The following is a 25,627-nucleotide window of genomic DNA, read 5'->3' as shown; positions in this document are numbered from 1 at the left end:
CTGCTTGCTAGTATATCAAAACAATGGTATAAGTTTCTATTGGCGAGTGCTTCGAACATAATTCCAAACAATTTTTCCCATACTACCTTTAGAAAGGCGAGGTGAGTTCATGTTTAAGATAAAGAAAAAGAAACTTTTTATACCTATCATTATTTTAGTGTTAACTGCTTTTCTCGCTTTAATAGGATATATTTCAATTATTTTTCTCGGCCATTATGTCATAGATGAAAAAAAGCTTATTCTTCATGCTTCTTCAAAAATTGTTGATCAAAACGGAGATGAGGTTGCAAGCCTGTATACAGAAAATCGCGAGCCGGTCTCGATCAATGAGATTCCAAAGCAGGTCAGAGAAGCGTTTATCGCTGTTGAGGATAAAAGGTTCTATGAGCATCACGGCATTGATGCAAAATCCGTCGGAAGGGCAGTGTATCGCGATATATTAGCAGGCGGAAAGGTGGAAGGCGGAAGCACGATCACCCAGCAGCTTGCCAAAAATATTTTTCTGACACATGACAAAACATTTCTAAGAAAAACAAAAGAAGTGATCATTGCGATTAATCTTGAACGGGATTACAGCAAGGACAAGCTGCTTGAAATGTATTTAAACCAGCTTTACTTCGGACACGGGGTTTACGGCATACAAGCGGCGTCCCACTATTATTTTAATAAAGAAGTAAAAGATTTGACTGTATCTGAAGGCGCTGTTTTGGCCGCTATTCCGAAGGCGCCTTCTACGTACTCTCCGATTTTGCACCCTGATAAAAATAAGGAGCGGCGTGATACAATTCTAGGTATGATGAATGACCAAGGCTATATCAGTGCGAAAGAGGCTGTCACCGCGCAAGGCCGAACGCTTGGACTGCATGTGAAGAAACAGTCGGAAACACCTTGGTTTGACAGCTACATTGACCTTGTGATCAAAGAGGCGGAGGACAAGTATTCCATTTCCGGAGAGCAGCTTCTTCAAGGAGGATACACGATCATGGTGCCGCTCGATTCGAAGCTGCAGAAAACGGCTTACCAGGTGATGAAAGAGGGTAGCTATTATCCCGGAACAGATCAGAATGCCGAGGGAAGCGCGGTCTTTATTAATAACAAGACAGGCGGTGTAGAAGCGGCCATCGGCGGAAGGGATTACACATCCAAAGGATATAACCGTGTCACAGCTGTCCGCCAGCCGGGTTCCACATTTAAGCCGCTTGCCGTATACGGACCGGCGATGCAGGAAAAGAAATTTAAGCCATATTCTCTATTGAAGGATGAGTTGCAGTCCTACGGAGATTATACGCCGAAAAACTACGACAGCCGGTATGAGGGCGAAGTCACTATGTCTGACGCCATTACGTACAGCAAAAACGCGCCGGCTGTCTGGACGCTGAATGAGATCGGCGTCGAAACAGGAAAATCTTATTTGAAAGCAAACGGCATTGATATCCCTGATGAAGGACTTGCTCTCGCTCTAGGCGGCTTGGAAAAAGGCGTTTCGCCGCTCCAGCTTGCCGGCGCGTTTCATACATTTGCCGCGAATGGAACGTATACGGAACCCTTCTTTATCTCGAGCATAATAGATGAAGACGGAGAAACAATAGCCGATCATAAAGAAGAAGGAAAGCGGGTTTTCAGCAAGCAGACGTCTTGGAATATGACGAGAATGCTGCAGCAGGTAGTCAAAAAGGGAACGGCTACGTCCGGCACCTATCACGGCGACCTGGCGGGAAAAACAGGTTCTACATCTTATACAGGCGTCTCCGGCGCGACAAAGGACGCTTGGTTTGCAGGCTATACGCCGAAAATAACCGGGGCAGTCTGGATGGGCTATGACAAAACGGATCAAAACCATTATTTGAAAGCCGGGAGCTCATACCCGACGCGGCTGTTTAAGGATATTTTGACACAGGCAGGAGAAACCGGTCATGTGTTCACAAAGCCTAAAAACATTAAAGACCTGGAAAGCCCGATTGAGTTGAAGCCGGTCAAAACACTCACAGCCGATTACACATTTAAAGCAGCGGGACTCTTTACTATTGAATTAAAGTGGGACGCTCAAGAGGATGATCGGGCCGTATACAGAATTTATGTAAACAAGGACGGCGAGGAGACGCTTCTTGATTCGGTTGAAGGGAAGGGAAGCTATGAAATTCCTTATGCCAACTTATTTTCGGGCGCGTCTTATAAAATTGTGCCTTATAATACACAGACAAAAAGAGAAGGGGAAGGAACCGATTATGTTCAGCCAAAATTGTTTTCCTCTTAATGGAATTCGGCGATTTTTTGAACTTTGAGCTACATTTCTATACCATTTGCCTAAAACAAGGTATAGTGTAATAAGTCAAGAAATACGAACGTATGGTTGCCGTATGAAAGGTGGAAATCAGATGAGTAAACGAGAAACGTTTAACGAGACGTTTTTAAAAGCTGCGCGGGGAGAAAAAGCGGATCACACGCCTGTGTGGTATATGAGGCAAGCAGGGCGCTCACAGTCGGAATACCGCAAGCTGAAGGAAAAGTACGGATTGTTTGAGATTACCCATCAGCCCGAACTTTGTGCGTATGTCACAAGACTGCCGGTTGAGCAATACGGAGTCGATGCTGCAATCCTTTATAAAGATATCATGACGCCGCTGCCGTCAATCGGTGTGGATGTTGAAATCAAAAACGGGATCGGTCCTGTGATTGATCAGCCAATCCGGTCTCTGGCGGACATTGAAAAACTCGGCCAAATTGATCCGGAACAGGACGTGCCGTACGTGCTTGAGACAATTAAACTGCTTGTCAATGAGCAGCTGAACGTCCCGCTCATCGGTTTCTCAGGTGCGCCTTTTACGCTTGCAAGCTATATGATCGAAGGCGGCCCGTCGAAAAACTACAATAAAACAAAAGCCTTCATGTACAGCATGCCAGATGCATGGAATCTGCTGATGTCCAAGCTTGCCGACATGATCATCGTGTACGTGAAAGCGCAGATTGAGGCAGGCGCAAAAGCGATTCAAATCTTTGATTCGTGGGTCGGCGCATTGAATCAGGCAGATTACAGAACATACATCAAACCCGTAATGAACCGGATTTTTTCAGAGCTCGCAAAGGAGAATGTGCCGCTGGTCATGTTTGGCGTTGGCGCAAGCCATCTTGCAGGTGATTGGCATGACCTTCCTCTCGATGTTGTCGGGCTTGACTGGAGACTCGGCATTGCTGAAGCCAGATCAAAAGGAATTACTAAAACAGTGCAGGGCAACCTGGACCCGTCCATTTTGCTTGCGCCATGGGAAGTCATTGAGAAGAAAACGAAGGAAATACTTGATCAGGGTATGAAATCAGACGGCTTCATTTTCAATCTTGGCCATGGGGTATTTCCTGATGTCAGTCCTGAGGTTTTGAAAAAACTGACAGCATTTGTCCATGAATATTCACAAAACAAAAAAATGGGTCAATATTCCTAAGCATATCTTTTGGTATCTTAATGATATCCTGTCAAAATGTTTGTATCAGATCATTAAAGAGGGTGTAAACAGTGAGTAGAAAGAAAATGGGGCTTCTCGTGATGGCGTACGGCACGCCTTATAAGGAAGAAGATATTGAACGTTATTATACACATATCAGAAGAGGCAGAAAGCCTGAGCCTGAAATGCTTCAAGATTTGAAAGACAGATACGAAGCGATTGGCGGCATTTCACCGCTTGCCAAAATCACAGAAGAGCAGGCGCATAATCTGGAACAGCACTTGAATGAAATTCAGGATGAGATTACGTTTAAAGCGTATATCGGATTGAAGCATATCGAGCCGTTTATTGAAGACGCCGTAGCAGAGATGCATAAGGATGGCATTACAGAAGCAGTCAGCATCGTGCTGGCGCCGCATTTCTCCACGTTCAGCGTTCAGTCCTACAACAAACGTGCCAAAGAAGAGGCTGAAAAACTCGGCGGCTTAACGATTACGTCAGTTGAAAGCTGGTACGATGAACCGAAGTTCGTGAAATATTGGGTTGACCGAGTGAAGGAAACATATGCGTCAATGCCTGAGGATGAAAGAGAAAACGCAATGCTCATCGTATCCGCACACAGCCTGCCGGAAAAAATCAAAGAATTTGGAGACCCGTACCCGGACCAGCTGCATGAATCGGCGAAATTGATTGCTGAAGGCGCAGGCGTTTCCGAATATGCTGTCGGCTGGCAAAGTGAAGGGAACACGCCTGATCCTTGGCTCGGACCCGATGTTCAGGATTTAACACGTGATTTATTCGAACAAAAAGGCTATCAAGCATTTGTATATGTTCCTGTTGGGTTTGTCGCGGATCACTTAGAAGTGCTTTATGATAATGATTATGAATGCAAAGTGGTTACTGACGATATCGGCGCAAGCTATTATCGGCCGGAAATGCCAAATGCCAAGCCTGAATTTATTGATGCTTTGGCAACAGTCGTATTAAAAAAATTAGGACGTTAAAGAAGGCGATGAACATGAGTGACGGCAAAAAACATGTAGTCATCATCGGCGGCGGCATTACCGGTTTAGCCGCCGCCTTCTATATGGAAAAAGAAATCAAAGAAAAGAATCTGCCGCTTGAGCTGACGCTTGTTGAGGCAAGTCCGAGAGTCGGCGGGAAAATCCAGACTGTCAAGAAAGACGGCTATATCATCGAAAGAGGGCCAGACTCATTTCTGGAACGAAAGAAAAGCGCCCCGCAGCTTGTTAAAGACTTAGGTCTTGAGCATTTGCTTGTCAACAATGCGACCGGACAATCCTATGTGCTTGTAAACCGCACCCTGCATCCAATGCCGAAGGGCGCTGTAATGGGGATACCGACAAAAATTGCGCCGTTTGTTTCTACGGGTCTGTTTTCTTTGTCCGGGAAGGCCAGAGCTGCTATGGATTTCATCCTGCCTGCAAGCAAAACAAAGGATGATCAGTCATTGGGAGAATTCTTCCGCAGACGTGTCGGAGATGAAGTGGTCGAGAACTTAATCGAGCCGCTTCTATCAGGGATCTACGCAGGCGACATTGACAAGCTCAGCCTGATGTCGACATTCCCGCAATTTTACCAGACGGAACAAAAGCATAGAAGCCTGATTCTCGGCATGAAAAAAACAAGGCCTCAAGGCTCAGGCCAGCAGCTGACGGCAAAAAAACAAGGGCAGTTCCAGACTCTGTCAACCGGTTTGCAGACCCTTGTAGAAGAGATCGAAAAGCAGTTAAAGCTGACGAAGGTGTATAAAGGCACAAAAGTGACCAAACTCAGCCATAGCGGCTCTGGCTATTCGCTCGAACTGGATAACGGCGTCACACTTGATGCTGATTCAGTAATTGTGACTGCTCCGCATAAAGCGGCTGCGGGAATGCTTTCTGAGCTTCCTGCCATTTCTCATTTGAAAAATATGCACTCCACATCCGTGGCAAACGTCGCTTTAGGTTTCCCTGAAGGCTCCGTCCAAATGGAGCATGAGGGCACGGGTTTTGTCATTTCAAGAAACAGTGACTTTGCGATCACAGCCTGTACGTGGACGAATAAAAAATGGCCGCACGCAGCGCCGGAAGGCAAAACGCTGCTTCGAGCATATGTCGGAAAAGCTGGAGACGAATCCATTGTCGATCTATCAGATAATGACATTATCAACATTGTGTTAGAAGACTTAAAGAAAGTCATGAACATAAACGGCGAGCCGGAAATGACATGTGTCACCCGATGGCATGAAAGCATGCCGCAGTACCATGTCGGCCATAAGCAGCGTATCAAGGAGCTGCGTGAAGCACTTGCATCTGCGTATCCTGGTGTTTATATGACAGGCGCTTCTTTTGAAGGTGTCGGCATTCCCGACTGCATTGATCAAGGAAAAGCTGCCGTGTCTGACGCGCTTACCTATTTATTCAGCTAAAACCTCCGCTTTATCGCGGAGGTTTTTTTGATGTGCAATGGCAATATTGTGTAAAAAAATGATTGAATTGAACAGCAGGTTATGATACATTTGCATATGTACTTAATGACTAAAATGTTCAAACGGTCAGTTTTGAGGTGAATACAATGTCAATAGATCGAAAAAAGCTCATTTTGGAGGCGGCTACAAAGTCTTTCACGCAGTTCGGGTATAAAGCGACGACAATGGATCTTGTCGCAAAACTTGCGAACGTGGGGAAGGGGACCATTTATACTTTTTTCAAAAACAAAGAAGAGCTGTTTGACGAGATTTTCACTACTTTATTAAAGGAAATGAAGCAAAAAGCGGATGAAGCGATGGAGCCGAACCTTCCGTTCCATGAAAATGTGCACAGAGCGCTGTTTGCCATTCTGGAGTTCAGGAAAACACATCAGCTGACGATTAAAATTTTCCAAGAGAATGCCGAGATTGGTACAATGGCAGTTCAGGAAGTGATCCAGAAAATGGAGCGAGCCATACTGTCTTATATCAAAAGTAAGATTGAAGACGGGATCAAAAGCGGCGCAATCAAGCCGTGCGACCCTGAACTGACAGCCTTTGTGATGCTGAAGCTTTATATCGCGCTCATTTTTGACTGGGAAAAACAACACCCCCCGCTTGATAAAGAGACAATTGCGGGACTGCTTGAATTGTATGTTGTCAAAGGATTGTCAGCGAACTAGATAATCCTTTCTCTTTGCAAGAAAATGACCTTTTTCATGATGAGTCAGTTTTAGAATGGAGGCATCAGGATGAACACAATACGAAGTCAGTGGAAAGACATCGTAACAAGTAAAAAATTATTGATTCCCATCATCGCCATTTTGTTTGTCCCGCTTATTTACAGCGGCGTATTCTTAAAGGCTTATTGGGACCCGTACGGCACAGTTGACCAGCTGCCTGTCGTTGTCGTCAACCAAGACAAGGGAGCAACGTATGAAGGAGAAAAACTTCAAATCGGTGATGATCTGGTCAAAGAATTAAAGGATAATAACAACTTTGATTGGCATTTTTCCAATGATCTCGACCAATCGTTAAAGGACTTATTGAATCAAAAATATTATTTAGTTGTCGAGATTCCTGAGGATTTTTCTAAGAATGCCAGCACTGTATTAGACAAAAATCCGAAAAAATTGGATCTGAAATACCACACAAATGCAGGTTCTAACTATGTAGGGGCAACGATCGGCGAAAAAGCGATTGATAAACTGAAAGCCTCTGTTTCAAAAGAAGTGACCGAGCAATATACGAAAGTTATTTTTGATAACTTTAAAGATATCGCAAAAGGTTTGAGCGACGCGAGCAGCGGCGCGAAAAAAATTGATGACGGCACAAAGGATGCGAAAAACGGAAGCGCACAGCTGAAAGAAAATCTGGCGAAGCTGAAGGAAAGCACCGCTACCATCAGTGACAAAACAGCGCAGCTTGCAGATGGAGCGGCTCAGGTGACGAGCGGCATCCAATCACTTGATAGCTCGCTCGGTAAATTCCAGGACAGTAGCAACCAGATTTATGATAAATCTAGTCAGCTTGCAGCAGGATCAGGCGAACTGACAAGCAAGATGAATGAACTTCTTGCTGGACTTCAAAATGTGCAGAAGGGTGCGCCTAATCTTACTGACGGGCTGGATCAGCTCAACAGTAAAGCCCAAGAAGGTTCTGAGAAAGCAGCAAAAGCGGAAAAGCTCATTAATGCGCTCGATTTAACGAAGCTTGAAACTGCTGTAAACAATCTGGAAAAATCAGAAACTGCGATGAAGGAATTTAAAAAACAGCTGTCTGACTTTGAAAACAGCTTAAAAAACCGTGATCAGGCATTCAAAAATCTCATCAATTCGAGTGATTTCTTAACAGCGGAGCAAAAAAGCCAGTTGATCAGCTCTGTTGAAAAGCAGCTGCCGAAAGTTGATGCGCCTGATTTTGATGAAATTTTAAGTGGGCTTCCTTCAGCTGATCAGCTGCCTGACATCGCAACGATAAAAAGCTCTCTTGAAGACGTGAAAGCGCAGGTGGCGCAGGTGAAAGCCATGCCGGAAGCTACATCTAAGCTTTATAACGGCGCAAAAACAATCCAAGATGCAATTGACAGATTAACTGAGGGAGCTGATAAGATATACAATGGTTCACAGAAGCTGACAGATGGCCAAACTAAACTGACAGCCGGCATCGGTGAATATAATAAGCAGTTCGCAAAAGCAAAAGCGGGCTCAGAGCAATTGGTGACAGGAAGCAGCCAAGTATCCGGCGGATTGTTTAAGCTGTTAGACGGGTCTAAACAGGTCCAAAGCGGATCATCAAAACTTGCAGACGGATCTGCATCACTTGATATAGGTTTAGGCAAGCTATTGGACGGCACAGGAGAGCTGTCTAGTAAGCTGAAGGATGCGGCTGACCAAACAGGAGATATCGATGCTGATGATCAAACATATGGCATGTTTGCGGATCCGGTTAAAACCAAAGATGATGCCATTCATTCCGTTCCTAACTATGGAACAGGGCTGACACCTTATATCCTGTCAATGGGCTTGTATGTCGGCGGCATCATGCTGACGGTTGTCTTCCCGCTGAAGGAAGCGTCAGGACGTCCGAGAAACGGTTTTGAGTGGTTCTTCAGCAAATTCAATGTCATGATGCTTGTAGGAATCATTCAATCATTGATTGTGGCGACGGTTCTTCTATTGGGAATTGGTCTCGAGGTAGAGAGCACGTGGAGATTTTACGTGTTTACGATCATTACGAGTCTCGCTTTCCTGGCGATGATTCAATTTTTGGCTACCACGATGGGCAACCCTGGACGTTTTATCGCAGTCATTATTTTAGTGCTGCAGCTGGGAGCGAGCGGAGGAACCTTCCCGCTTGAATTGCTCCCGAATTTCTATCAGGTCATCCATGGCGCGTTGCCGATGACCTACAGCATTAACGGATTCAGAGCGGTCATTTCAAACGGTGACTTTGGCTACATGTGGCAGATGGCCGGTGTCTTAATCGGCATCGCCCTCGTCATGATTGCACTAAGCATTACTTACTTTACAATGTTAAGCCGGAAGGAAGAATCATCAGAAGAACAGCCGGCTTCATAAAGAAAAAGAACTTGTTTCCTTGGAAACAAGTTCTTTTTTTGTTACATTCCCCATTTAATAAGCAATCCTGTATAGGTTAATCCGCCGCCAAACCCGAAAAGCAAAACAATTTGATCTTTTTTCAGCTTCCCGGCTTTCACTGCGAGATCGAGCGCCAAAACAATTGAAACCGAAGACGTGTTTCCGTAGTGCTCAACACTAGTGAGCGTTTTTTCAATCGGGAACGGTGTTTTTTCACAAATTGACTCGATCATGCGCAAGTTGGCGCTGTGAGGAACAAACCAATCGAGATCATCAGAGCTGAGTCCTGCTTTATGTAAAAGCCGTTCAAATTCGCCAGGGACGGTTCTTGCGGCCCATTTATATACCTCGCGTCCGTTTTGCACCATTTTTCCAGAACCGACAAGCTGCACACCGTTTATTTCATTTCGCAGTCCGGCACGATACAAAATGTCGCCGCCGTTCCCGCTTGTTCCTTGTACAGACGCAAGAAATCCCGGCGTCTCTTCATCTCGTTCCACTAACAGCGCACCAGCGGCATCGCCGAACAGAACGCATGTCGTTCGATCGGTATAATCCGTTACCTTTGATAACGTCTCTCCGGCGATCACGAGAATTTTTTGATGAAGGCCAGATGTGATCAATCCATTTGCCAAATGGAGGCCGTAAGTCAGCCCGGCGCATGTCGCATTAATATCCAGCGCGCCGGTGCTTTCCCAGCCGAAATATTCCTGTACGCGGCATGCCGTACTCGGAAAGGCGTAATCGGATGTGGTTGTGGCAACGAGGATCATATCGACATCATCAAGTGTTCCTTTATAACGGCTCTTGAGATTCTTCACCGCTTCTATGCATAAATCAGAGGTAAATTGATGTTCATCCGCAATCCGGCGTTCTCTCATTCCTGTGCGCTGAACGATCCATTCATCAGAGGTATCAACGATCTTTTCTAAATCTGCATTGGTTAAACGTCTGTTCGGCGCATAGGTGCCGATAGCTGTAATTTTTGCTTTTGACATATGAATCACTCCTTATGGTCAGATTATAACACTAGATATTAGTATCTGGTACTAAAAAGGAGGTTTTTTTACAAAAAAAGAGAAGTGTAGAATAGGGAATCTATGAAAAAGAAAAAGGAGGCTGAAAAATGGTCAGTCAAGAAGCAGTAGTCTTTTTGGCATTATCCGGGGCTATTGCGTTTCTGTTGCCAATCGGGCTGATTGTATGGTTTAAGCGAAAGTATGGCGCCTCGCTTAAAGTATTTTTTATTGGCGCTCTCACGTTTTTTGTCTTCGCTCAGCTGCTGGAAGGCGGCGTTCATGTTTATGTACTGCAAGTGAATGAAATCACGAAAGAAGTGATGCAACATCCATTATGGTATGGCGTTTACGGCTGCTTGATGGCCGGAATTTTTGAGGAGTGCGGAAGGTATATGATGATGCGATTTTTTATGAAGCGCCATCATACTTGGGCGGATGGTCTGGCTTTCGGGGCAGGCCATGGCGGGCTTGAAGCCATCCTGATTACAGGCTTGTCCTCTATCTCACTTATTGTATACGCATTTGCAATCAATAGCGGGACGTTTGAACAGCTTTTGGTCAATGGCGACGTCAAACGGGCGCTTTTGCCGATACAGGAGCAGCTGCTGCATACTCCTTCGTATGAATGGATGCTGGGCGGAATAGAAAGAATCAGTGCCATTGCCGTCCAAATTGGGCTGTCTCTGCTTGTTCTGTACGCGGTTAAAAGCCGCCGGCCGCTGTTTTTGTTGTATTCTATTCTTTTACATGCACTGTTTAATGTACCGGCGGTTTTATATCAGAGAGGAATCATAGAGCATGCTGCAGCTGTTGAAATCATTATTGCTCTTATAGCGGCTTTATCAGTTTATTGGATTGTAAAAGCAAAAAGGGTGTTTCAATAAAAGGTCCAAGCAGCAGCAATGCCCGCTTGGAAAAATGTGAATGGAAATATTCATTAAGCATGGGTCATCAGAATATTTCTGATTCAGTCTTTACAATGACAGCAAGAATGTCTGTGTTTTTTACAAGAGAAACAATGGTGTTTCTTTTTCTTCTTCTCGCAAGGGTCATGGCATTCTTTCTTTTTCTTGCAATGGTCGTGGAAATCTTTATCGAACCACTCGTCAAAGAACCAAAAATCATCGAACCAATCGTGACAACGACATTTCTGTTCATGTGAATGACGACAGCACATAGAAATCCCTCCTCTTCCCATGCTCTCTACAGCATATGAGAGATTGATAGGAAAAGATTGGACGGGTCCCTCGGGAAAAGAGTATATTTTAAGTAGAAAATAAAAGGAGGAATGCCCTATGACGTCTGTACGTAAAACGATGGAGCTCATTAAAGAACTGGTATCGATCCCAAGCCCGACCGGAAATACATATGAGGTGATCAATTATATTGAAAGCCTTTTAAAAGAATGGAAGGTAGAAACGGTTCGGAACCACAAGGGCGGCTTAATTGCAACGCTTCCAGGACGCGACACATCCCGGCATCGCATGCTGACTGCGCACGTTGACACCCTTGGCGCTATGGTAAAGGAAATTAAAGCGGACGGCCGGCTGAAAATCGATTTAATCGGCGGGTTCCGCTACAACTCGATTGAGGGGGAGTATTGCCAAATTGAAACCGCCTCAGGAAAAACGTACACAGGCACAATCTTAATGCATCAAACGTCTGTGCACGTATACAAAGACGTGGGAAAGGCTGAGCGGAATCAAGAGAATATGGAGATCCGCCTAGATGAACCTGTTCACTGCCGGAAAGATACGGAGGAGCTTGGCATTGGCGTCGGAGATTTTGTGTCGTTTGATCCCCGTGTCGAGATCACATCAAGCGGATTTATTAAATCGCGCCATTTGGATGACAAAGCAAGCGTCGCCTTATTGCTCCGCTTAATTCATGAAATTCAAACAGAAGACATTGAGCTGCCGTATACAACCCATTTTCTTATTTCCAATAATGAAGAAATCGGTTACGGCGGGAATTCGAATATTCCTCCTGAAACAGTTGAATATTTGGCGGTTGATATGGGCGCTATCGGTGACGGGCAGGCGACAGATGAATATTCAGTATCAATCTGTGTGAAGGATGCGAGCGGGCCGTATCATTATCAGCTCAGAAAGCATTTAGTTCAATTAGCCGAGAAGCATCATATTGACTATAAGCTTGATATATATCCGTACTACGGGTCTGATGCGTCAGCAGCGATCAAATCCGGGCATGATATTGTGCATGGCCTCATAGGGCCGGGAATTGACGCTTCCCATGCATTTGAACGCACCCATAAATCATCTCTTCGCCATACCGCTAAGCTTCTGTATTACTATGTACAGTCACCAATGGTATAAGGGGGAGGACCAATGAAGATTTATAAGCTGAAAAGCACATTCGGCTGGGAAGGTGATGATGGGTTGGGAGAACAGCTGATTCAGCAGATCCTTGCCGGAGAAAAAACCGCCACGTGCGCGCCGAAATCATTGTATTCAAAAGATGAATTGAGGGACGTTTATCAAACAGCGGGTCAGCTTGTTACCGTTTATGATAAACATGACAATCCAAGATGCAATATAAAAGTGACAGATGTCTTTGAAACCACCTTTGGTGCGCCTGATATGAGGTTAGTCAAAGGAGAGGGCAATGGAGACCGAATTGAGGAGTTTCAAGAGGATCATCGGATGGCATGGGCGGAACTGATCAAAAGCGGTGAACTGGAGCTGAATGAGGATACTGTTTTGATTACAGAACTGTTTGTGCTTGTTAAAGATTAAAAAAGCCTGCGGGGCAAGAACCCCGCAGGCTTTTCATTAACCAGAAATGGTTGCGTTTTGTTCTGTTTTCGATTGGGACATAACAGTTTCTGCTTTCGCAGGATTAAACATGCCTTCCCATTTAGACATCACAACGGCAGCAAGCGCGTTACCAGTCAGGTTGACAACTGTACGTGCCATATCCATGATGCGGTCTACGCCGGCAATAAAGGCAAGTCCTTCAGCCGGAACGCCGATGGTGCCAAGCGTTGCAAGCAAGACAACAAAAGAAGTACCAGGCACGGCAGCCATCCCTTTGGATGTCACCATTAAGACGAGCACAAGCGTAATTTGGTGCCAAATCGTCAAATCAATGCCATATACCTGTGCTAAAAAGAGTGCGGCAATAGATTGATAGAGAACGGAACCGTCTAAGTTAAACGTGTAACCGATCGGAATGACAAATGAAACAATGCCTTTTGGACATCCGATTTTCTCCATTTTTTCCATGATACGCGGAAGAACCGTTTCAGAGCTGGACGTACTGAACGCCAGTAAGATTTCGTCCTTCATGTAAGCAAGGAACTTGAAGATGCTGATGCCGGCAATTTTTGCGACAATCCCGAAAATAACAATTAAGAAGAAAGCAAGCGCGACATAAACCAATCCGACAAGCTTTCCGAGAGAGATAAGAGAACCGAGTCCGAATTTAGACACAGTCACTCCGATAAGAGCGAAAACGCCGAATGGCGCCACTTTCATCACAAGGTTTACAACGTGGAACATGGCATGGGATACACCTTCAAAAAAGGCTAATACAGGCTTGCCTCTTTCACCGATCGCGGAAATACCCAATGCAAATAGTACTGTAAAGCAGATGATGGCTAGAAGATCCCCTTCGACCAATGACTGGAAGAAGTTTGTCGGCACAATATGGAGGAACGTTTCCGCCACTGATTTATTACTTTGTTCTTTTTCAGTTTCAACATATTGACTGATGTCCGATTTTTGAGCTTCGTGTATATTAACTCCTGTACCCGGATGGAAGATGTTTGCAAGGGCTAGTCCGAGAATAATGGCAAAAGTCGTGATGATCTCGAAGTACAGAATCGTTCTGAAGCCTAATTTACCGACTTGCTTTCCATTTCCTGCACCGGCTACACCGATGATTAAGCTGGAGACAACAATAGGAATCACTATCATTTTGATTAAGCGTAAAAAGAGATCCCCGATTGGCTGCAGGTAAGTAGGCAATGCTGGGTTGCCATACCAAATGACGCCAACAATGACACCTAGAATAAGTCCAACGAATATTTGTGTGGCTAATCCAAACTTAATTCTTTTCATAGATTACCTCCCAAAAAACAAAGTATCAACATATATCATGAATAGACATATATTTAATCTCACTATTAGATCAAATTATAATAGATAAGAAATCAATTCGTCTATAGTAAATTATATTTCGAAAATAAAGAATATTCAATGACATTATGATAATCACCAGAATTATCTAAAAACAGGTGAGCTTTGACCTAACCTGACTATTATTTCAAAATTAAGAGATATGTGAAAAAATAAGAAAATCCCACGCGTAAGGCGCGGGATTTTCGCTCATTACAAATCGTTTACTTTTATACAGTCATTGCAGATATTACCATAGCACTCATGCTGCTCTTCTATCTTTTTTCCGCATTCCGCACACTTTTTCGAAGGCAGGTTTCTAAAAAATTCTGTGATTTTCCCCAGCATAACCAATCCCTCTTTCCCCTTTGTAGTGATTTCATTGTAATATAACAGATTGTAAAAATCAATAACTGTTTTGATACAATGTTTAAAACATGCTTTTTTCAAGAAAAATGGGTATATTGAAGGAGGATCAATTTTTTTGAAAAGATAGGAGGACATTATGAAAGTTACAGTTATCGGATGCTATGGCGGTTTTCCGGCCGCAAATGAAGCGACGTCAGGCTATTTGTTTCAGTCAGGTGATTACTCTCTGCTTGTTGATTGCGGCAGTGCCGTTTTGTCTAAGCTGTTCGGATATGTGCCGGCGGAAAAGCTGGATGCAGTCGTTCTGTCTCATTATCACCATGACCATATCGCTGATATCGGGCCGCTGCAATTTGCCAAGCAAGTCGGTTCGTTTCTCGGCAAAGGAGAGCATACGCTTCCGATTTACGGACATGATGCTGATATAGAACAGTTTCAAAAGCTTACATATAAAACACATACAAAAGGGATCGCCTATCAGCCGGATCAGCCGCTGACTGCAGGTCCGTTTACGATTACCTTTTTAAAAACAATTCACCCGGTGACGTGCTATGCCATGCGGATTACTGACGGCAGCCACACTGTCGTTTATACTGCTGATTCCAGCTATCAGGATTCATTTATACCGTTTTCGAAAGATGCTGATTTATTGATCTCGGAATGCAATTTTTATGCCGATCAAGACGGAACAAGTGCAGGCCATATGAACAGCCTGGAAGCGGGGCGCATTGCAAAAGAAGCGGGAGCGGGAGAACTGCTGCTGACACATTTGCCGCATTTTGGCGTGCATGACAATCTTCGCAAAGAAGCGAAAACCGTTTTTAACGGAGAAGTGAATATTGCGAAATCAGGTTTTGTGTGGGAAGGATAAAGGAGGAGCACCATGTTATTTATAGATAATCAAAATATCAATGATCCGCGGATCAATCTTGCTATCGAGGAGTACTGTGTAAAGCATTTAGACCCTGAACAGCAATATTTGCTCTTTTATGTGAATCAACCGTCTATTATCATTGGGAAAAACCAAAATACAATAGAAGAAATCAATACAAAATATGTAGAGGAAAACGGGATTATCGTCGTCCGCCGTTTATCAGGCGGGGGCGCTGTGTACCATGATCTGGGGAACTTGAACTTCAGCTTTATTACCAAGGATGACGGGGACAGCTTTCATAACTTTAAAAAATTCACTGAGCCGGTGATTCAGGCGTTACATCAGCTTGGGGTTGAAGCCGAATTAAGCGGCCGGAACGACATTGTAGTGGATGGCCGGAAAATATCCGGAAACGCTCAGTTTGCAACGAAAGGCCGTATTTTCAGCCACGGCACCCTCATGTTTGATTCAGCCATTGATCATGTTGTATCAGCATTAAAGGTGAAAAAGGATAAAATTGAATCAAAAGGCATCAAATCGATCAGAAGCCGAGTGGCAAACATCAGTGAGTTTCTCGATGATAAAATGACCACCGAAGAATTCCGCAGCCATTTGCTTCGCCATATTTTTAACACAAACGACATTGGAAACGTGCCGGAGTATAAGCTGACGGAAAAAGATTGGGAGACCATTCATCAAATTTCGAAAGAGCGCTATCAGAATTGGGATTGGAACTACGGCCGCTCGCCGAAATTTAACCTTAATCATTCGAAACGTTATCCGGTTGGATCGATCGATTTGCGCCTAGAGGTCAAGAAAGGCAAAATCGAGGACTGCAAAATCTTCGGAGATTTCTTCGGTGTCGGTGATGTATCTGAAATTGAAAACCTGCTGGTCGGAAAACAATACGAACGCAGCGTCATCTCTGATGTGCTCGAAGGTGTGAATCTCAAGCATTACTTTGGGAACATTACGAAAGAGGATTTCCTTGATCTGATTTACTAAGGCAAAACACATCGTTTGAAAGAGCGGTTGTGTTTTTGAAATAATGGAGGCAGGAGGGATTCACATGAAAGTGTTTTTAATCGGAGCGAACGGACAAATCGGGCAAAGACTCGTCTCTTTATTCCAAGGTAATCCTGATCATTCCATCAGAGCGATGGTCAGAAAAGAAGAACAGAAAGCGTCTCTTGAAGCTGCCGGTGCAGAAGCTGTGCTTGCGAATCTGGAGGGCAGCCCGGAAGAAATCGCCGCTGCGGCAAAAGGCTGTGACGCGATCATTTTCACAGCCGGTTCCGGCGGCAGCACAGGCTATGATAAAACACTGCTGGTGGATCTCGATGGAGCGGCAAAAGCCATTGAAGCTGCGGACATTGCCGGAATCAAACGGTTTATTATGGTCAGCGCCCTGCAAGCCCATAACCGTGAAAATTGGAATGAGGCACTCAAGCCTTATTATGTGGCCAAGCATTATGCTGATAAAATTCTGGAAGCGAGCGGTTTAACCTATACGATTATCCGTCCGGGAGGCCTTCGCAATGAGCCTGGAACGGGAACTGTTTCAGCAGCGAAGGATCTGGAGCGGGGATTTATTTCCCGTGATGACGTTGCAAAAACGGTCATTGCCTCTTTAGATGAGAAGAATACGGAAAATCGGGCCTTTGATCTGACAGAAGGAGATACGCCGATTGCCGAAGCATTGAAGAAACTATGACAGTACTGACACTCAGGGCTTTTTGCTCTTGAGTGTTTTTTTCAGTTTCTCTATAATGGAGGAGAAAGCTTGGCTTCAATAATGAATGACTATTCATTCACTTTAAGGGGTGGGAGAATGAATCTTGTTTCAAAATTGGAAGAAACAGCATCTGAGAAGCCCGACAGCATCGCATGCAGGTTTAAAGATCACATGATGACGTATCAAGAGCTGAATGAATATATTCAGCGATTTGCGGACGGCCTTCAGGAAGCCGGTATGGAGAAAGGGGACCATCTAGCTTTGCTGCTTGGCAATTCGCCTGATTTTATCATCGCGTTTTTTGGCGCTTTAAAAGCTGGGATCGTGGTTGTTCCCATCAATCCGTTGTACACGCCGACAGAAATTGGTTATATGCTGACAAATGGCGATGTAAAGGCGATCGTGGGCGTTAGCCAGCTTTTGCCGCTTTATGAGAGCATGCATGAATCGCTGCCAAAGGTTGAGCTCGTCATTTTATGCCAGACGGGGGAGGCCGAGCCGGAAGCTGCGGACCCAGAGGTCAGGATGAAAATGACAACGTTTGCAAAAATATTGCGGCCGACATCTGCCGCTAAACAAAACCAAGAACTTGTCCCTGATGATACCGCGGTTATTCTATATACGTCAGGAACGACTGGAAAACCGAAAGGCGCGATGCTGACTCATCAGAATTTGTACAGCAATGCCAACGATGTCGCAGGCTATTTGGGAATGGATGAGCAGGACAATGTAGTCTGCGCTCTTCCCATGTTTCACGTGTTTTGTTTAACCGTCTGCATGAATGCACCGCTGATGAGCGGCGCAACTGTCTTGATTGAGCCTCAATTCAGTCCGGCATCTGTTTTTAAGCTTGTTAAGCAGCAGCAGGCGACCATTTTTGCCGGTGTACCTACGATGTATAATTACTTGTTTCAGCATGAAAACGGAAAGAAAGATGATTTTTCTTCCATCCGGCTGTGCATTTCAGGAGGCGCGGCAATGCCAGTCGCGTTGCTGACGGCGTTTGAAGAAAAATTCGGCGTTACCATTTTGGAAGGCTACGGGCTCTCGGAAGCATCACCCGTCACGTGCTTTAACCCGTTTGACAGGGGCAGGAAGCCGGGCTCCATCGGGACAAGTATCTTACATGTCGAAAACAAGGTCGTAGATCCGCTCGGACGCGAGCTGCCCGCTCACCAGGTCGGCGAATTGATCGTGAAAGGCCCCAATGTGATGAAGGGCTATTATAAAATGCCGATGGAAACAGAGCATGCATTAAAAGACGGGTGGCTTTATACGGGGGACTTGGCAAGACGGGATGAGGACGGCTATTTTTACATTGTTGACCGGAAAAAAGACATGATCATTGTAGGAGGATACAATGTGTATCCGCGGGAGGTGGAAGAGGTGCTGTACAGCCATCCGGACGTCAAGGAGGCGGTTGTCATCGGCGTGCCGGACCCCCAAAGCGGGGAAGCGGTAAAGGGATATGTGGTGCCGAAACGCTCTGGGGTAACAGAGGAGGACATCATGCAGCACTGTGAAAAGCATCTGGCAAAATACAAGCGGCCTGCCGCCATTACGTTTCTTGACGATATTCCGAAAAATGCGACGGGGAAAATGCTCAGACGGGCACTGAGAGATATTTTGCCCCAATAAAATGAAAAAGCGAAGCGGTTAGCTTCGCTTTTTCATTTTCAATCCTTTGCTTCTTTTTTAATAATATTTAGCAGCGCCTTTGTATCATTTTTGCTTAATTTGTAGTATGTGCCATCCTTCAAAAAAACGGCTTGCTGGCTGCCGTCAATCCATAGTCTGAATGAGTCATACCGGTCTTTATGAAACTTGATTGTCCCTTCGTAATCAGGGGCTGATGTTTTTTCTGTCTTCACCTGTTTTCCCTGATTCATAATATCCAGCATATCTTTGACGTGCTGTCTTTTTTCAATCTCGATATCTTCCTGGCCGCTTGAAGACAGTGTGATCAAATCCGCGTCTACCGATTGATACACATCGCCTGATCGGCTGTAAAGATAAAAAAATGCGATAAACACAAGACCGATTACCACGATGGCTGCCACTATTTTTTTCATTTGCATCACTCCAAACATTGTTAGTTTTCCCAGCGATCGGGCTTTCCATGCTTAAAAGGGTGGAAAAGTGCGGAACACAGCTTGGTTCTAAGAATTTGAATTTATGATTACAATAGAAGTAACGGGTTGATGTGAGGAGTGAGGCGTTATGCGCAAGTGGATTGCGGCAGCAGGACTTGCTTACGTGCTGTACGGGCTGTTTTTTTATTGGTATTTTTTCCTGTCGGGTGATTCCGCAATACCGGAAGCCGTGAAAGGGACGCAGGCTGATCCGGCTTCTTTCATGAAGCCGTCTGAGTTGGCAGTGGCCGAGCAGTATTCGAATGTCAAGAATTTTTTATTTTTTATCGGGGTACCACTTGATTGGTTTCTGTTTTTTGTTCTGCTTGTCAGCGGTGTTTCAAAGAAAATCAAGAAATGGATCGAAGCGGCCGTGCCTTTTCGGTTTTTGCAGACCGTTGGTTTTGTGTTTGTGCTTTCGCTGATTACAACATTGGTGACGCTGCCTTTAGATTGGATAGGCTATCAAGTATCGCTTGACTATAACATTTCCACACAGACAACGGCCAGCTGGGCTAAGGATCAGGTTATCAGCTTTTGGATCAGCTTTCCAATCTTTACGCTTTGCGTTCTCGTTTTTTATTGGCTGATCAAAAGGCATGAAAAAAAATGGTGGTTATACGCCTGGCTGTTAACAGTGCCGTTTTCGCTGTTTCTGTTTTTTATTCAGCCGGTCATTATCGATCCTTTATACAATGATTTTTATCCGCTGAAAAACAAAGAGCTTGAAAGCAAAATTTTAGAGCTGGCAGATGAAGCCAATATTCCGGCTGACCATGTATATGAAGTGAACATGTCAGAAAAAACAAATGCGCTGAATGCCTATGTTACAGGAATTGGGGCCAATAAACGGATTGTATTGTGGGATACGACGCTGAACAAACTTGACGATTCAGAAATTCTGTTTATTATGGGCCACGAAATGGGCCATTATGTCATGAAGCACGTTTACATCGGTCTGGCTGGCTATTTGCTCGTGTCGCTCGCCGGATTTTATGTCATTGATAAGCTTTACAAGCGGACGGTTCGCCTAACCCGCAGCATGTTTCATTTAGAAGGGCGGCATGATCTTGCGGCACTTCCGCTGTTATTGCTTTTGTTTTCTGTTTTGAGCTTTGCGGTTACGCCTTTTTCTAATGCTGTCTCGCGTTATCAGGAGAATAAGGCTGACCAGTATGGGATCGAGTTGACAGAGAACAGAGAAGCCGCTGTTAAAACGTTTCAGGATTTGGCCGTGACGGGGCTGAGCCAGGTTGATCCTCCGGTGCTTGTGAAGATTTTCAGAGGCAGCCATCCGTCGATCATGGAACGGATTCAACATGCGGAGAAAGAAGAGAATGCGCCGGAACATCAGGATGCTGACAAATAAAAAGAAGCAGGTATGGAGGAACCTGCTTCTTTTTACTATTATTGTGCAGCTGCTTGTACGTTGATTAACCCTTTTCCATAGTAGAAAGAGTTTCCAAGATATGTTGCAGTGCTTTCTAAACGATCACGGACTTGCGCGTTTGTCCAAGTCGGGTGCTTAGAAAGAATTAACGCTGCTGCTCCGGCAACGTGAGGAGTCGCCATGGACGTTCCGTTATAAGCGCCGTAAGTGCCTCCAGGAAGTGTGCTTTGGATGGACACGCCAGGAGCCATCACATCAAGCTCAGAACCTGCGCTGGAGAATGAAGCTCTTTGGTTGCTGCTGTTTACCGCACCTACTGCAATAGTAGAAGGATATTTTGCAGGGTAGCCGACTGTGCTTGTGCTTCCGGATGAACCTTCGTTTCCGGCTGCGGCAGCAACGACGATACCGCTGGAAACGGCTTTGTCAACGACTGTTTTCAGCGCTGTAGAACCAGTAGGTCCGCCAAGGCTCATGTTGATAACATCCATATTGTTGGAAATGGCCCACTCAATGCCGTTAATAATCCAGCTATATTGGCCGCTTCCTGTTGAATCAAGCACTTTTACTGCATATAATGATGCGCTTGGCGCTACGCCCAGAACACCGATTGAGTTATTAAGAGCGGCAATCGTACCGGCTACATGCGTACCGTGAGAACTGCCGTCCTGGTATGGGTTTGTTTCAGAAGGTACGAAGCTTGCTCCGCCTCTGACGTTTAAGTCAGGATGAGAAGAGTCAATTCCGCTGTCGATAACAGCTACTTTTACGTTAGAGCCTGTGTAGCCTTGAGAGTGAAGAGCCGGCGCTTTAATTTGAGAAATGCCATAAGGAACAGATTGCGCATATTCATGTGCAATATGATCTTCTTCCACATATGCAACGCTCGGATCTTTTTTCAATTCTTTTACAGCTTTTTCATCCAATGTTGCTGCGGCCGCGTTAACATACTTAAATTGCTTTTGAACCTTTCCGCCTTTTTCAGAAATAACATCCTTTTTCTTGGCGGAACTCATGGCACTCATTGTCTGTTTAAATCCGACAATGTATTTCTTTTCTGTACTGCTTTTTCCGGCAGCCTGCGCAGACATGTTGCTGAACGCCATCGTAAAGATTAACGTTAACGCAAACAACAAGCTGATCCACAATTTTTTGCTTCTCACTCTTTACCCTCTCCTTTTAAAAAAATTCAGAGTAGACTTACTTAAAAGACTATTCTGTGAATTTATTGTAATAGATGGAATAATATTTTAGTAGACCCATTTTTTTGAGATGATTTTATCTCTATTTAGGTATATCATCTCTCGCTATTTCCGTAGAGACTCGAAATAACTATTTTCATACAGAAAAGAACGAAAATAGACATGAGTAAATGTTCATTATGCTGAAATGTCATGCTTTTTTAGGTTAAATGCTCCTGAGTCCCGGCAAATTCCTGTCGAAAAAATTCGTTCAAATGACCTGCGTGTGCTTCCGTGAGAACAATGGATATTATCGTGATATTTTTTCAAAGCATGATGATAAAAGTATTCTGAAAAATAAACTTTACAGAAAAGGGATAGAATGAAAAAATTATTGAGAGGGAGGAAGAAATAAGATGAACATTCGCCAAGCAAAGACATCAGATGCGGCCGCCATTGCGCCGCTGTTTAACCAATATCGGGAATTTTATAGACAGGCATCCGATTTGCAAGGGGCAGAGGCTTTTTTGAAAGCTCGTTTGGAAAATCACGAGTCTGTTATTTTGATAGCAGAAGAAAATGGAGAATTCATAGGCTTTACCCAGCTCTATCCAACGTTTTCTTCTGTGTCAATGAAAAGGATATACATATTAAATGACTTATTTGTCGTTCCTCATGCGCGTACAAAGGGAGCCGGCGGCCGGCTGCTTTCTGCCGCAAAGGATTATGCAGGGCAAAACGGGGCAAAATGTTTAACACTTCAGACTGAGCACCACAACCGGAAGGCAAGAAGCTTGTATGAGCAAAACGGCTATGAAGAGGATACCGGATTTGTCCATTATTGTCTCAATGTGCCGGCGAAGTGAAAATGGCGGCTTGATGATTTGGTTTTTTGAACGTTCTTCGGTTACGATATAAATGAAAAGGAGTGTGCCGAATGTCAACGTTATTTCAAGCCTTGCAGGCAGAAAAAAATGCCGATGATGTTTCAGTCCATGTGAAAACCATATCAACAGAGGATTTGCCGAAGGATGGTGTCCTGATTAAAGTTGCTTATTCCGGCATTAATTACAAAGATGGTCTGGCCGGAAAAGCAGGAGGCAATATCGTCAGAGAGTATCCGCTTATTTTAGGCATTGATGCTGCGGGTACGGTCGTCTCTTCCAATGATCCGCGTTTTGCGGAGGGGGATGAGGTGATCGCGACAAGCTATGAGCTCGGTGTCTCACGTGATGGCGGATTAAGTGAATACGCTTCGGTGCCTGGTGACTGGCTGGTGCCTTTGCCACAGAATCTTTCGTTAAAAGAAGCGATGGTGTACGGAACGGCGGGATTTACTGCGGCGTTATCAGTGCATCGGCTTGAACAGAACGGTCTGTCTCCGGAAAAAGGCAGCGTGCTAGTCACAGGAGCAACCGGCGGTGTCGGCGGAATTGCGGTATCGATGCTGAACAAGCGGGGTTATGATGTGGTGGCAAGTACCGGAAACCGGGAGGCGGCTGATTATTTGAAACAGCTTGGTGCAAGCGAAGTAATCAGCAGGGAAGATGTCTATGACGGAACGCTTAAGGCGCTGTCCAAGCAGCAATGGCAGGGAGCGGTTGATCCAGTCGGCGGAAAACAGCTTGCCTCGCTTTTAAGCAAAATTCAATACGGCGGATCTGTCGCAGTGAGCGGCTTAACCGGCGGAGGAGAAGTTCCGGCAACCGTGTATCCTTTTATTCTTCGCGGAGTAAGCCTGCTCGGAATCGATTCAGTATATTGTCCGATGGACGTCAGAGCCGCTGTTTGGGAGCGCATGTCTTCTGATCTCAAGCCTGATCAGCTGCTGACCATCGTGGACAGGGAAGTATCATTGGAAGAAACGCCGGGTGCGTTAAAAGATATTTTGCAAAATCGCATTCAAGGAAGAGTGATTGTGAAGCTTTAACAGGATCAGCTTGCAGAGAATGTTATTTTTCTGCAAGCTTTTTTGTGGACAGGATGATCAGCTGCTGAAATGCTGTGTCGCGAAACAAGATTTTCCTGTAAGCCGAACTTTCTCTTCTCATTTTAAAAATAATTGGTGATAATGATTCTCATTCCGTGTTATACTACTCTTGGACATCTTAACCATAGAAACTACCAACAGGAGAGACTGGAACATATGAAAAAAACACTGATTATTCTTACAGTTTTACTTCTTTCTGTCTTAACGGCTGCTTGCTCGTCTTCAAGCGGCAATCAAAACAGTAAAGAACATAAAGTGGCGGTAACACATGATTTAGGGAAGACAAATGTGCCTGAGCATCCGAAGCGGGTTGTTGTTCTTGAGCTAGGTTTTATTGATACACTGCTTGATCTCGGCATTACGCCTGTCGGGGTTGCCGATGACAACAAAGCGAAGCAGCTGATCAACAAGGATGTGCTGAAGAAAATTGACGGCTACACATCTGTCGGCACTCGCTCACAGCCAAGCATGGAAAAAATCGCTTCATTAAAACCCGATTTAATTATTGCTGACACGACCCGGCATAAGAAGGTGTACGATCAGCTGAAAAAAATAGCGCCGACGATTGCACTTAATAATTTAAATGCTGATTATCAGGATACAATTGACGCTTCGCTTACGATTGCAAAAGCAGTCGGCAAGGAGAAGGAAATGGAGAAAAAGCTGACGGCGCATGAAGAAAAGCTTAGCGAGACAAAGCAGAAAATCAGCGCGAACAGCCAGTCCGTGCTTTTGATCGGAAATACAAATGATACCATTATGGCCAGGGATGAAAACTTCTTTACATCGAGACTTTTAACACAGGTCGGCTACCGATATGCAATCAGTACGTCAGGCAATAGCGATTCAAGCAATGGCGGCGACTCTGTGAATATGAAAATGACACTGGAGCAGCTGCTGAAAACAGATCCGGATGTGATCATCCTGATGACAGGAAAAACAGATGACCTCGACGCCGACGGTAAACGCCCGATCGAAAAGAATGTCCTTTGGAAAAAACTGAAGGCAGTGAAAAACGGGCATGTATACCACGTGGATCGTGCGGTGTGGTCTCTGCGCCGCAGTGTAGACGGGGCGAATGCCATTTTGGACGAGCTTCAAAAAGAGATGCCGGCTGCTAAGAAATAAAAGAAAAGACAGGCAAACGCCTGTCTTTTTCTTATTTGATAAAGCCGGATAAGTGGCTGTTGATATTATAGTCTTTTATCCGCCATTTTTCTTCTGCAAATTCAATGTTGCTGAGGCAGGCGTTGACGAGACGGGTGCTTTGAAGCTCCGGGTCACCGCCGGATATTTCTGTCAGCAGGGCGTGAATTGCCGCACCGTGCGCCACGATCAGCACCTTCTTGTTTGGATACGCCTGATTCACTTTTGCCAAACCGCCCATCAGCCTGTCAGTGAGTTCTTCTAAGGTTTCCATATTCGGATAGATGTTATCTGGATAGCGCTTTGTCCGTTCCTCCAGCGGCATGCCCTCCGCGTCGCCGTAATCGCGTTCCTTAAAATCATCCATCTCGACTATCGGAAGATGCAGATATTCATTAATAATTTCCGCGGTTCTTTTCGCTCTTTTCAGCGGGCTCGTCACAATAATATCCCAAGAAAAGTCCTTTACATATTCTCCGGTTTCTCTTGCTTGGCGTTCACCTGTTGCGTTTAGCGGGATATCGGTTTTGCCTTGGCATTTTTGCTGCAGGTTCCAATCGGTTTCTCCATGTCTTACTAAACAAACGGCTGTCATAAAATCCCCTTCCTGACTTTATTCATATCGCTATTATACTAAATCGAAA

Annotated in this window: 24 protein-coding genes; 18 read left to right on the top strand and 6 right to left on the bottom strand. The window is 44.9% G+C overall.

Annotated features, from left to right (window positions below; translation table 11 throughout):
• Positions 1-109 precede the first annotated feature (109 nt).
• From SB658_RS09850 to SB658_RS09825, 6 genes are all read left to right on the top strand, one after another.
• Positions 110-2,254, top strand: a complete 2,145-nt coding sequence (locus tag SB658_RS09850; RefSeq protein ID WP_064911666.1) for a transglycosylase domain-containing protein — start codon at positions 110-112, stop codon at positions 2,252-2,254.
• 121 nt (positions 2,255-2,375) lie between these two features.
• The gene (gene hemE / locus SB658_RS09845) at positions 2,376-3,437 is read left to right on the top strand and encodes a uroporphyrinogen decarboxylase (RefSeq protein WP_144500815.1); all 1,062 of its coding nucleotides are present in this window, start codon (positions 2,376-2,378) and stop codon (positions 3,435-3,437) included.
• Positions 3,438-3,508: 71 nt separating this feature from the next.
• Positions 3,509-4,441, top strand: a complete 933-nt coding sequence (gene hemH, locus SB658_RS09840) for a ferrochelatase (RefSeq protein ID WP_014479346.1) — start codon at positions 3,509-3,511, stop codon at positions 4,439-4,441.
• 14 nt (positions 4,442-4,455) lie between these two features.
• Positions 4,456-5,868 carry a protoporphyrinogen oxidase gene (gene hemY / locus SB658_RS09835; RefSeq protein WP_032725328.1) on the top strand — a complete coding sequence of 471 codons (1,413 nt, stop codon included), beginning with the start codon at positions 4,456-4,458 and terminating at the stop codon, positions 5,866-5,868.
• Positions 5,869-6,014: 146 nt separating this feature from the next.
• A complete protein-coding gene (locus tag SB658_RS09830) occupies positions 6,015-6,590 on the top strand; it encodes a TetR/AcrR family transcriptional regulator (RefSeq protein WP_014479348.1) in 576 nt (191 codons plus the stop codon).
• A 69-nt stretch (positions 6,591-6,659) separates the two neighbouring features.
• Positions 6,660-8,987, top strand: a complete 2,328-nt coding sequence (locus SB658_RS09825) for a YhgE/Pip domain-containing protein (protein ID WP_064911667.1) — start codon at positions 6,660-6,662, stop codon at positions 8,985-8,987.
• Between the two features lie 41 nt (positions 8,988-9,028).
• Here the strand turns inward: SB658_RS09825 and fabHB are convergent, their stop codons facing one another.
• On the bottom strand, positions 9,029-10,006 hold the full coding sequence (gene fabHB / locus SB658_RS09820; RefSeq protein ID WP_144500816.1) for a beta-ketoacyl-ACP synthase III FabHB: 978 nt from the start codon (positions 10,004-10,006) through the stop codon (positions 9,029-9,031).
• Between the two features lie 128 nt (positions 10,007-10,134).
• On the opposite strand from fabHB, the gene SB658_RS09815 reads away from it, so the two are divergent.
• From SB658_RS09815 to SB658_RS09800, 4 genes are all read left to right on the top strand, one after another.
• Positions 10,135-10,911, top strand: a complete 777-nt coding sequence (locus tag SB658_RS09815) for a YhfC family intramembrane metalloprotease (RefSeq protein WP_038829127.1) — start codon at positions 10,135-10,137, stop codon at positions 10,909-10,911.
• 26 nt (positions 10,912-10,937) lie between these two features.
• Entirely contained in the window at positions 10,938-11,189 is a 252-nt protein-coding gene (locus SB658_RS09810; RefSeq protein ID WP_015715616.1) for a hypothetical protein, read from the top strand.
• 133 nt (positions 11,190-11,322) lie between these two features.
• Positions 11,323-12,363, top strand: a complete 1,041-nt coding sequence (locus SB658_RS09805) for a M42 family metallopeptidase (RefSeq protein ID WP_064911669.1) — start codon at positions 11,323-11,325, stop codon at positions 12,361-12,363.
• A gap of 12 nt (positions 12,364-12,375) precedes the next feature.
• On the top strand, positions 12,376-12,783 hold the full coding sequence (locus tag SB658_RS09800; RefSeq protein ID WP_003233192.1) for an ASCH domain-containing protein: 408 nt from the start codon (positions 12,376-12,378) through the stop codon (positions 12,781-12,783).
• 36 nt (positions 12,784-12,819) lie between these two features.
• On the opposite strand, the gene gltT is transcribed toward SB658_RS09800, so the two are convergent.
• Together gltT and yhfH are read right to left on the bottom strand one after the other, a co-directional pair.
• Positions 12,820-14,109, bottom strand: coding sequence for a glutamate/proton symporter GltT (gene gltT, locus SB658_RS09795; protein ID WP_003245579.1), 1,290 nt, complete (start codon positions 14,107-14,109; stop codon positions 12,820-12,822).
• Between the two features lie 270 nt (positions 14,110-14,379).
• Positions 14,380-14,514: a protein YhfH gene (yhfH, locus tag SB658_RS09790; RefSeq protein ID WP_003244802.1), complete on the bottom strand. Its 135-nt coding sequence runs from the start codon at positions 14,512-14,514 to the stop codon at positions 14,380-14,382.
• Positions 14,515-14,671: 157 nt separating this feature from the next.
• Between yhfH and SB658_RS09785 the strand changes: the two genes are divergently transcribed.
• The 4 genes from SB658_RS09785 to lcfB all read left to right on the top strand — a co-directional run bounded on the left by SB658_RS09785 (position 14,672) and on the right by lcfB (position 18,782).
• Positions 14,672-15,406, top strand: coding sequence for an MBL fold metallo-hydrolase (locus SB658_RS09785; RefSeq protein ID WP_003233185.1), 735 nt, complete (start codon positions 14,672-14,674; stop codon positions 15,404-15,406).
• 12 nt (positions 15,407-15,418) lie between these two features.
• Positions 15,419-16,414 carry a lipoate--protein ligase gene (lplA, locus tag SB658_RS09780; RefSeq protein WP_003233183.1) on the top strand — a complete coding sequence of 332 codons (996 nt, stop codon included), beginning with the start codon at positions 15,419-15,421 and terminating at the stop codon, positions 16,412-16,414.
• A gap of 64 nt (positions 16,415-16,478) precedes the next feature.
• Complete coding sequence (locus tag SB658_RS09775; protein ID WP_064911670.1) at positions 16,479-17,123, top strand: SDR family oxidoreductase; 645 nt, start codon at positions 16,479-16,481, stop codon at positions 17,121-17,123.
• 117 nt (positions 17,124-17,240) lie between these two features.
• The gene (gene lcfB, locus SB658_RS09770; protein WP_003233179.1) at positions 17,241-18,782 is read left to right on the top strand and encodes a long-chain-fatty-acid--CoA ligase LcfB; all 1,542 of its coding nucleotides are present in this window, start codon (positions 17,241-17,243) and stop codon (positions 18,780-18,782) included.
• Between the two features lie 38 nt (positions 18,783-18,820).
• Here the strand turns inward: lcfB and SB658_RS09765 are convergent, their stop codons facing one another.
• On the bottom strand, positions 18,821-19,216 hold the full coding sequence (locus SB658_RS09765; RefSeq protein ID WP_003245187.1) for a YhfM domain-containing protein: 396 nt from the start codon (positions 19,214-19,216) through the stop codon (positions 18,821-18,823).
• 148 nt (positions 19,217-19,364) lie between these two features.
• Between SB658_RS09765 and SB658_RS09760 the strand changes: the two genes are divergently transcribed.
• The gene (locus SB658_RS09760; RefSeq protein WP_003233175.1) at positions 19,365-20,645 is read left to right on the top strand and encodes a M48 family metallopeptidase; all 1,281 of its coding nucleotides are present in this window, start codon (positions 19,365-19,367) and stop codon (positions 20,643-20,645) included.
• A gap of 38 nt (positions 20,646-20,683) precedes the next feature.
• Here SB658_RS09760 and aprE read toward each other — a convergent pair whose 3' ends face one another.
• Entirely contained in the window at positions 20,684-21,829 is a 1,146-nt protein-coding gene (gene aprE, locus SB658_RS09755) for a subtilisin AprE (RefSeq protein WP_003233171.1), read from the bottom strand.
• A gap of 434 nt (positions 21,830-22,263) precedes the next feature.
• Between aprE and SB658_RS09750 the strand changes: the two genes are divergently transcribed.
• From SB658_RS09750 to SB658_RS09740, 3 genes are all read left to right on the top strand, one after another.
• On the top strand, positions 22,264-22,713 hold the full coding sequence (locus tag SB658_RS09750; RefSeq protein WP_003233166.1) for a GNAT family N-acetyltransferase: 450 nt from the start codon (positions 22,264-22,266) through the stop codon (positions 22,711-22,713).
• Positions 22,714-22,784: 71 nt separating this feature from the next.
• On the top strand, positions 22,785-23,777 hold the full coding sequence (locus SB658_RS09745; RefSeq protein ID WP_003233163.1) for an NADPH:quinone oxidoreductase family protein: 993 nt from the start codon (positions 22,785-22,787) through the stop codon (positions 23,775-23,777).
• Between the two features lie 216 nt (positions 23,778-23,993).
• Positions 23,994-24,965 (top strand): ABC transporter substrate-binding protein, encoded by a 972-nt coding sequence (locus SB658_RS09740; protein ID WP_003233159.1) that lies wholly within the window; start codon positions 23,994-23,996, stop codon positions 24,963-24,965.
• A gap of 31 nt (positions 24,966-24,996) precedes the next feature.
• Here SB658_RS09740 and phoE read toward each other — a convergent pair whose 3' ends face one another.
• On the bottom strand, positions 24,997-25,578 hold the full coding sequence (gene phoE / locus SB658_RS09735) for a phosphatase PhoE (RefSeq protein WP_003233157.1): 582 nt from the start codon (positions 25,576-25,578) through the stop codon (positions 24,997-24,999).
• Positions 25,579-25,627 lie beyond the last annotated feature (49 nt).

Origin of the sequence: Bacillus sp. SIMBA_008 (genome assembly GCF_046535495.1) — a bacterium.
GTDB lineage: Bacteria > Bacillota > Bacilli > Bacillales > Bacillaceae > Bacillus > Bacillus subtilis.
The sequence above is the reverse complement of the archived record's forward strand: the minus strand, read 5'-3'. Positions and strand labels throughout refer to the sequence as shown.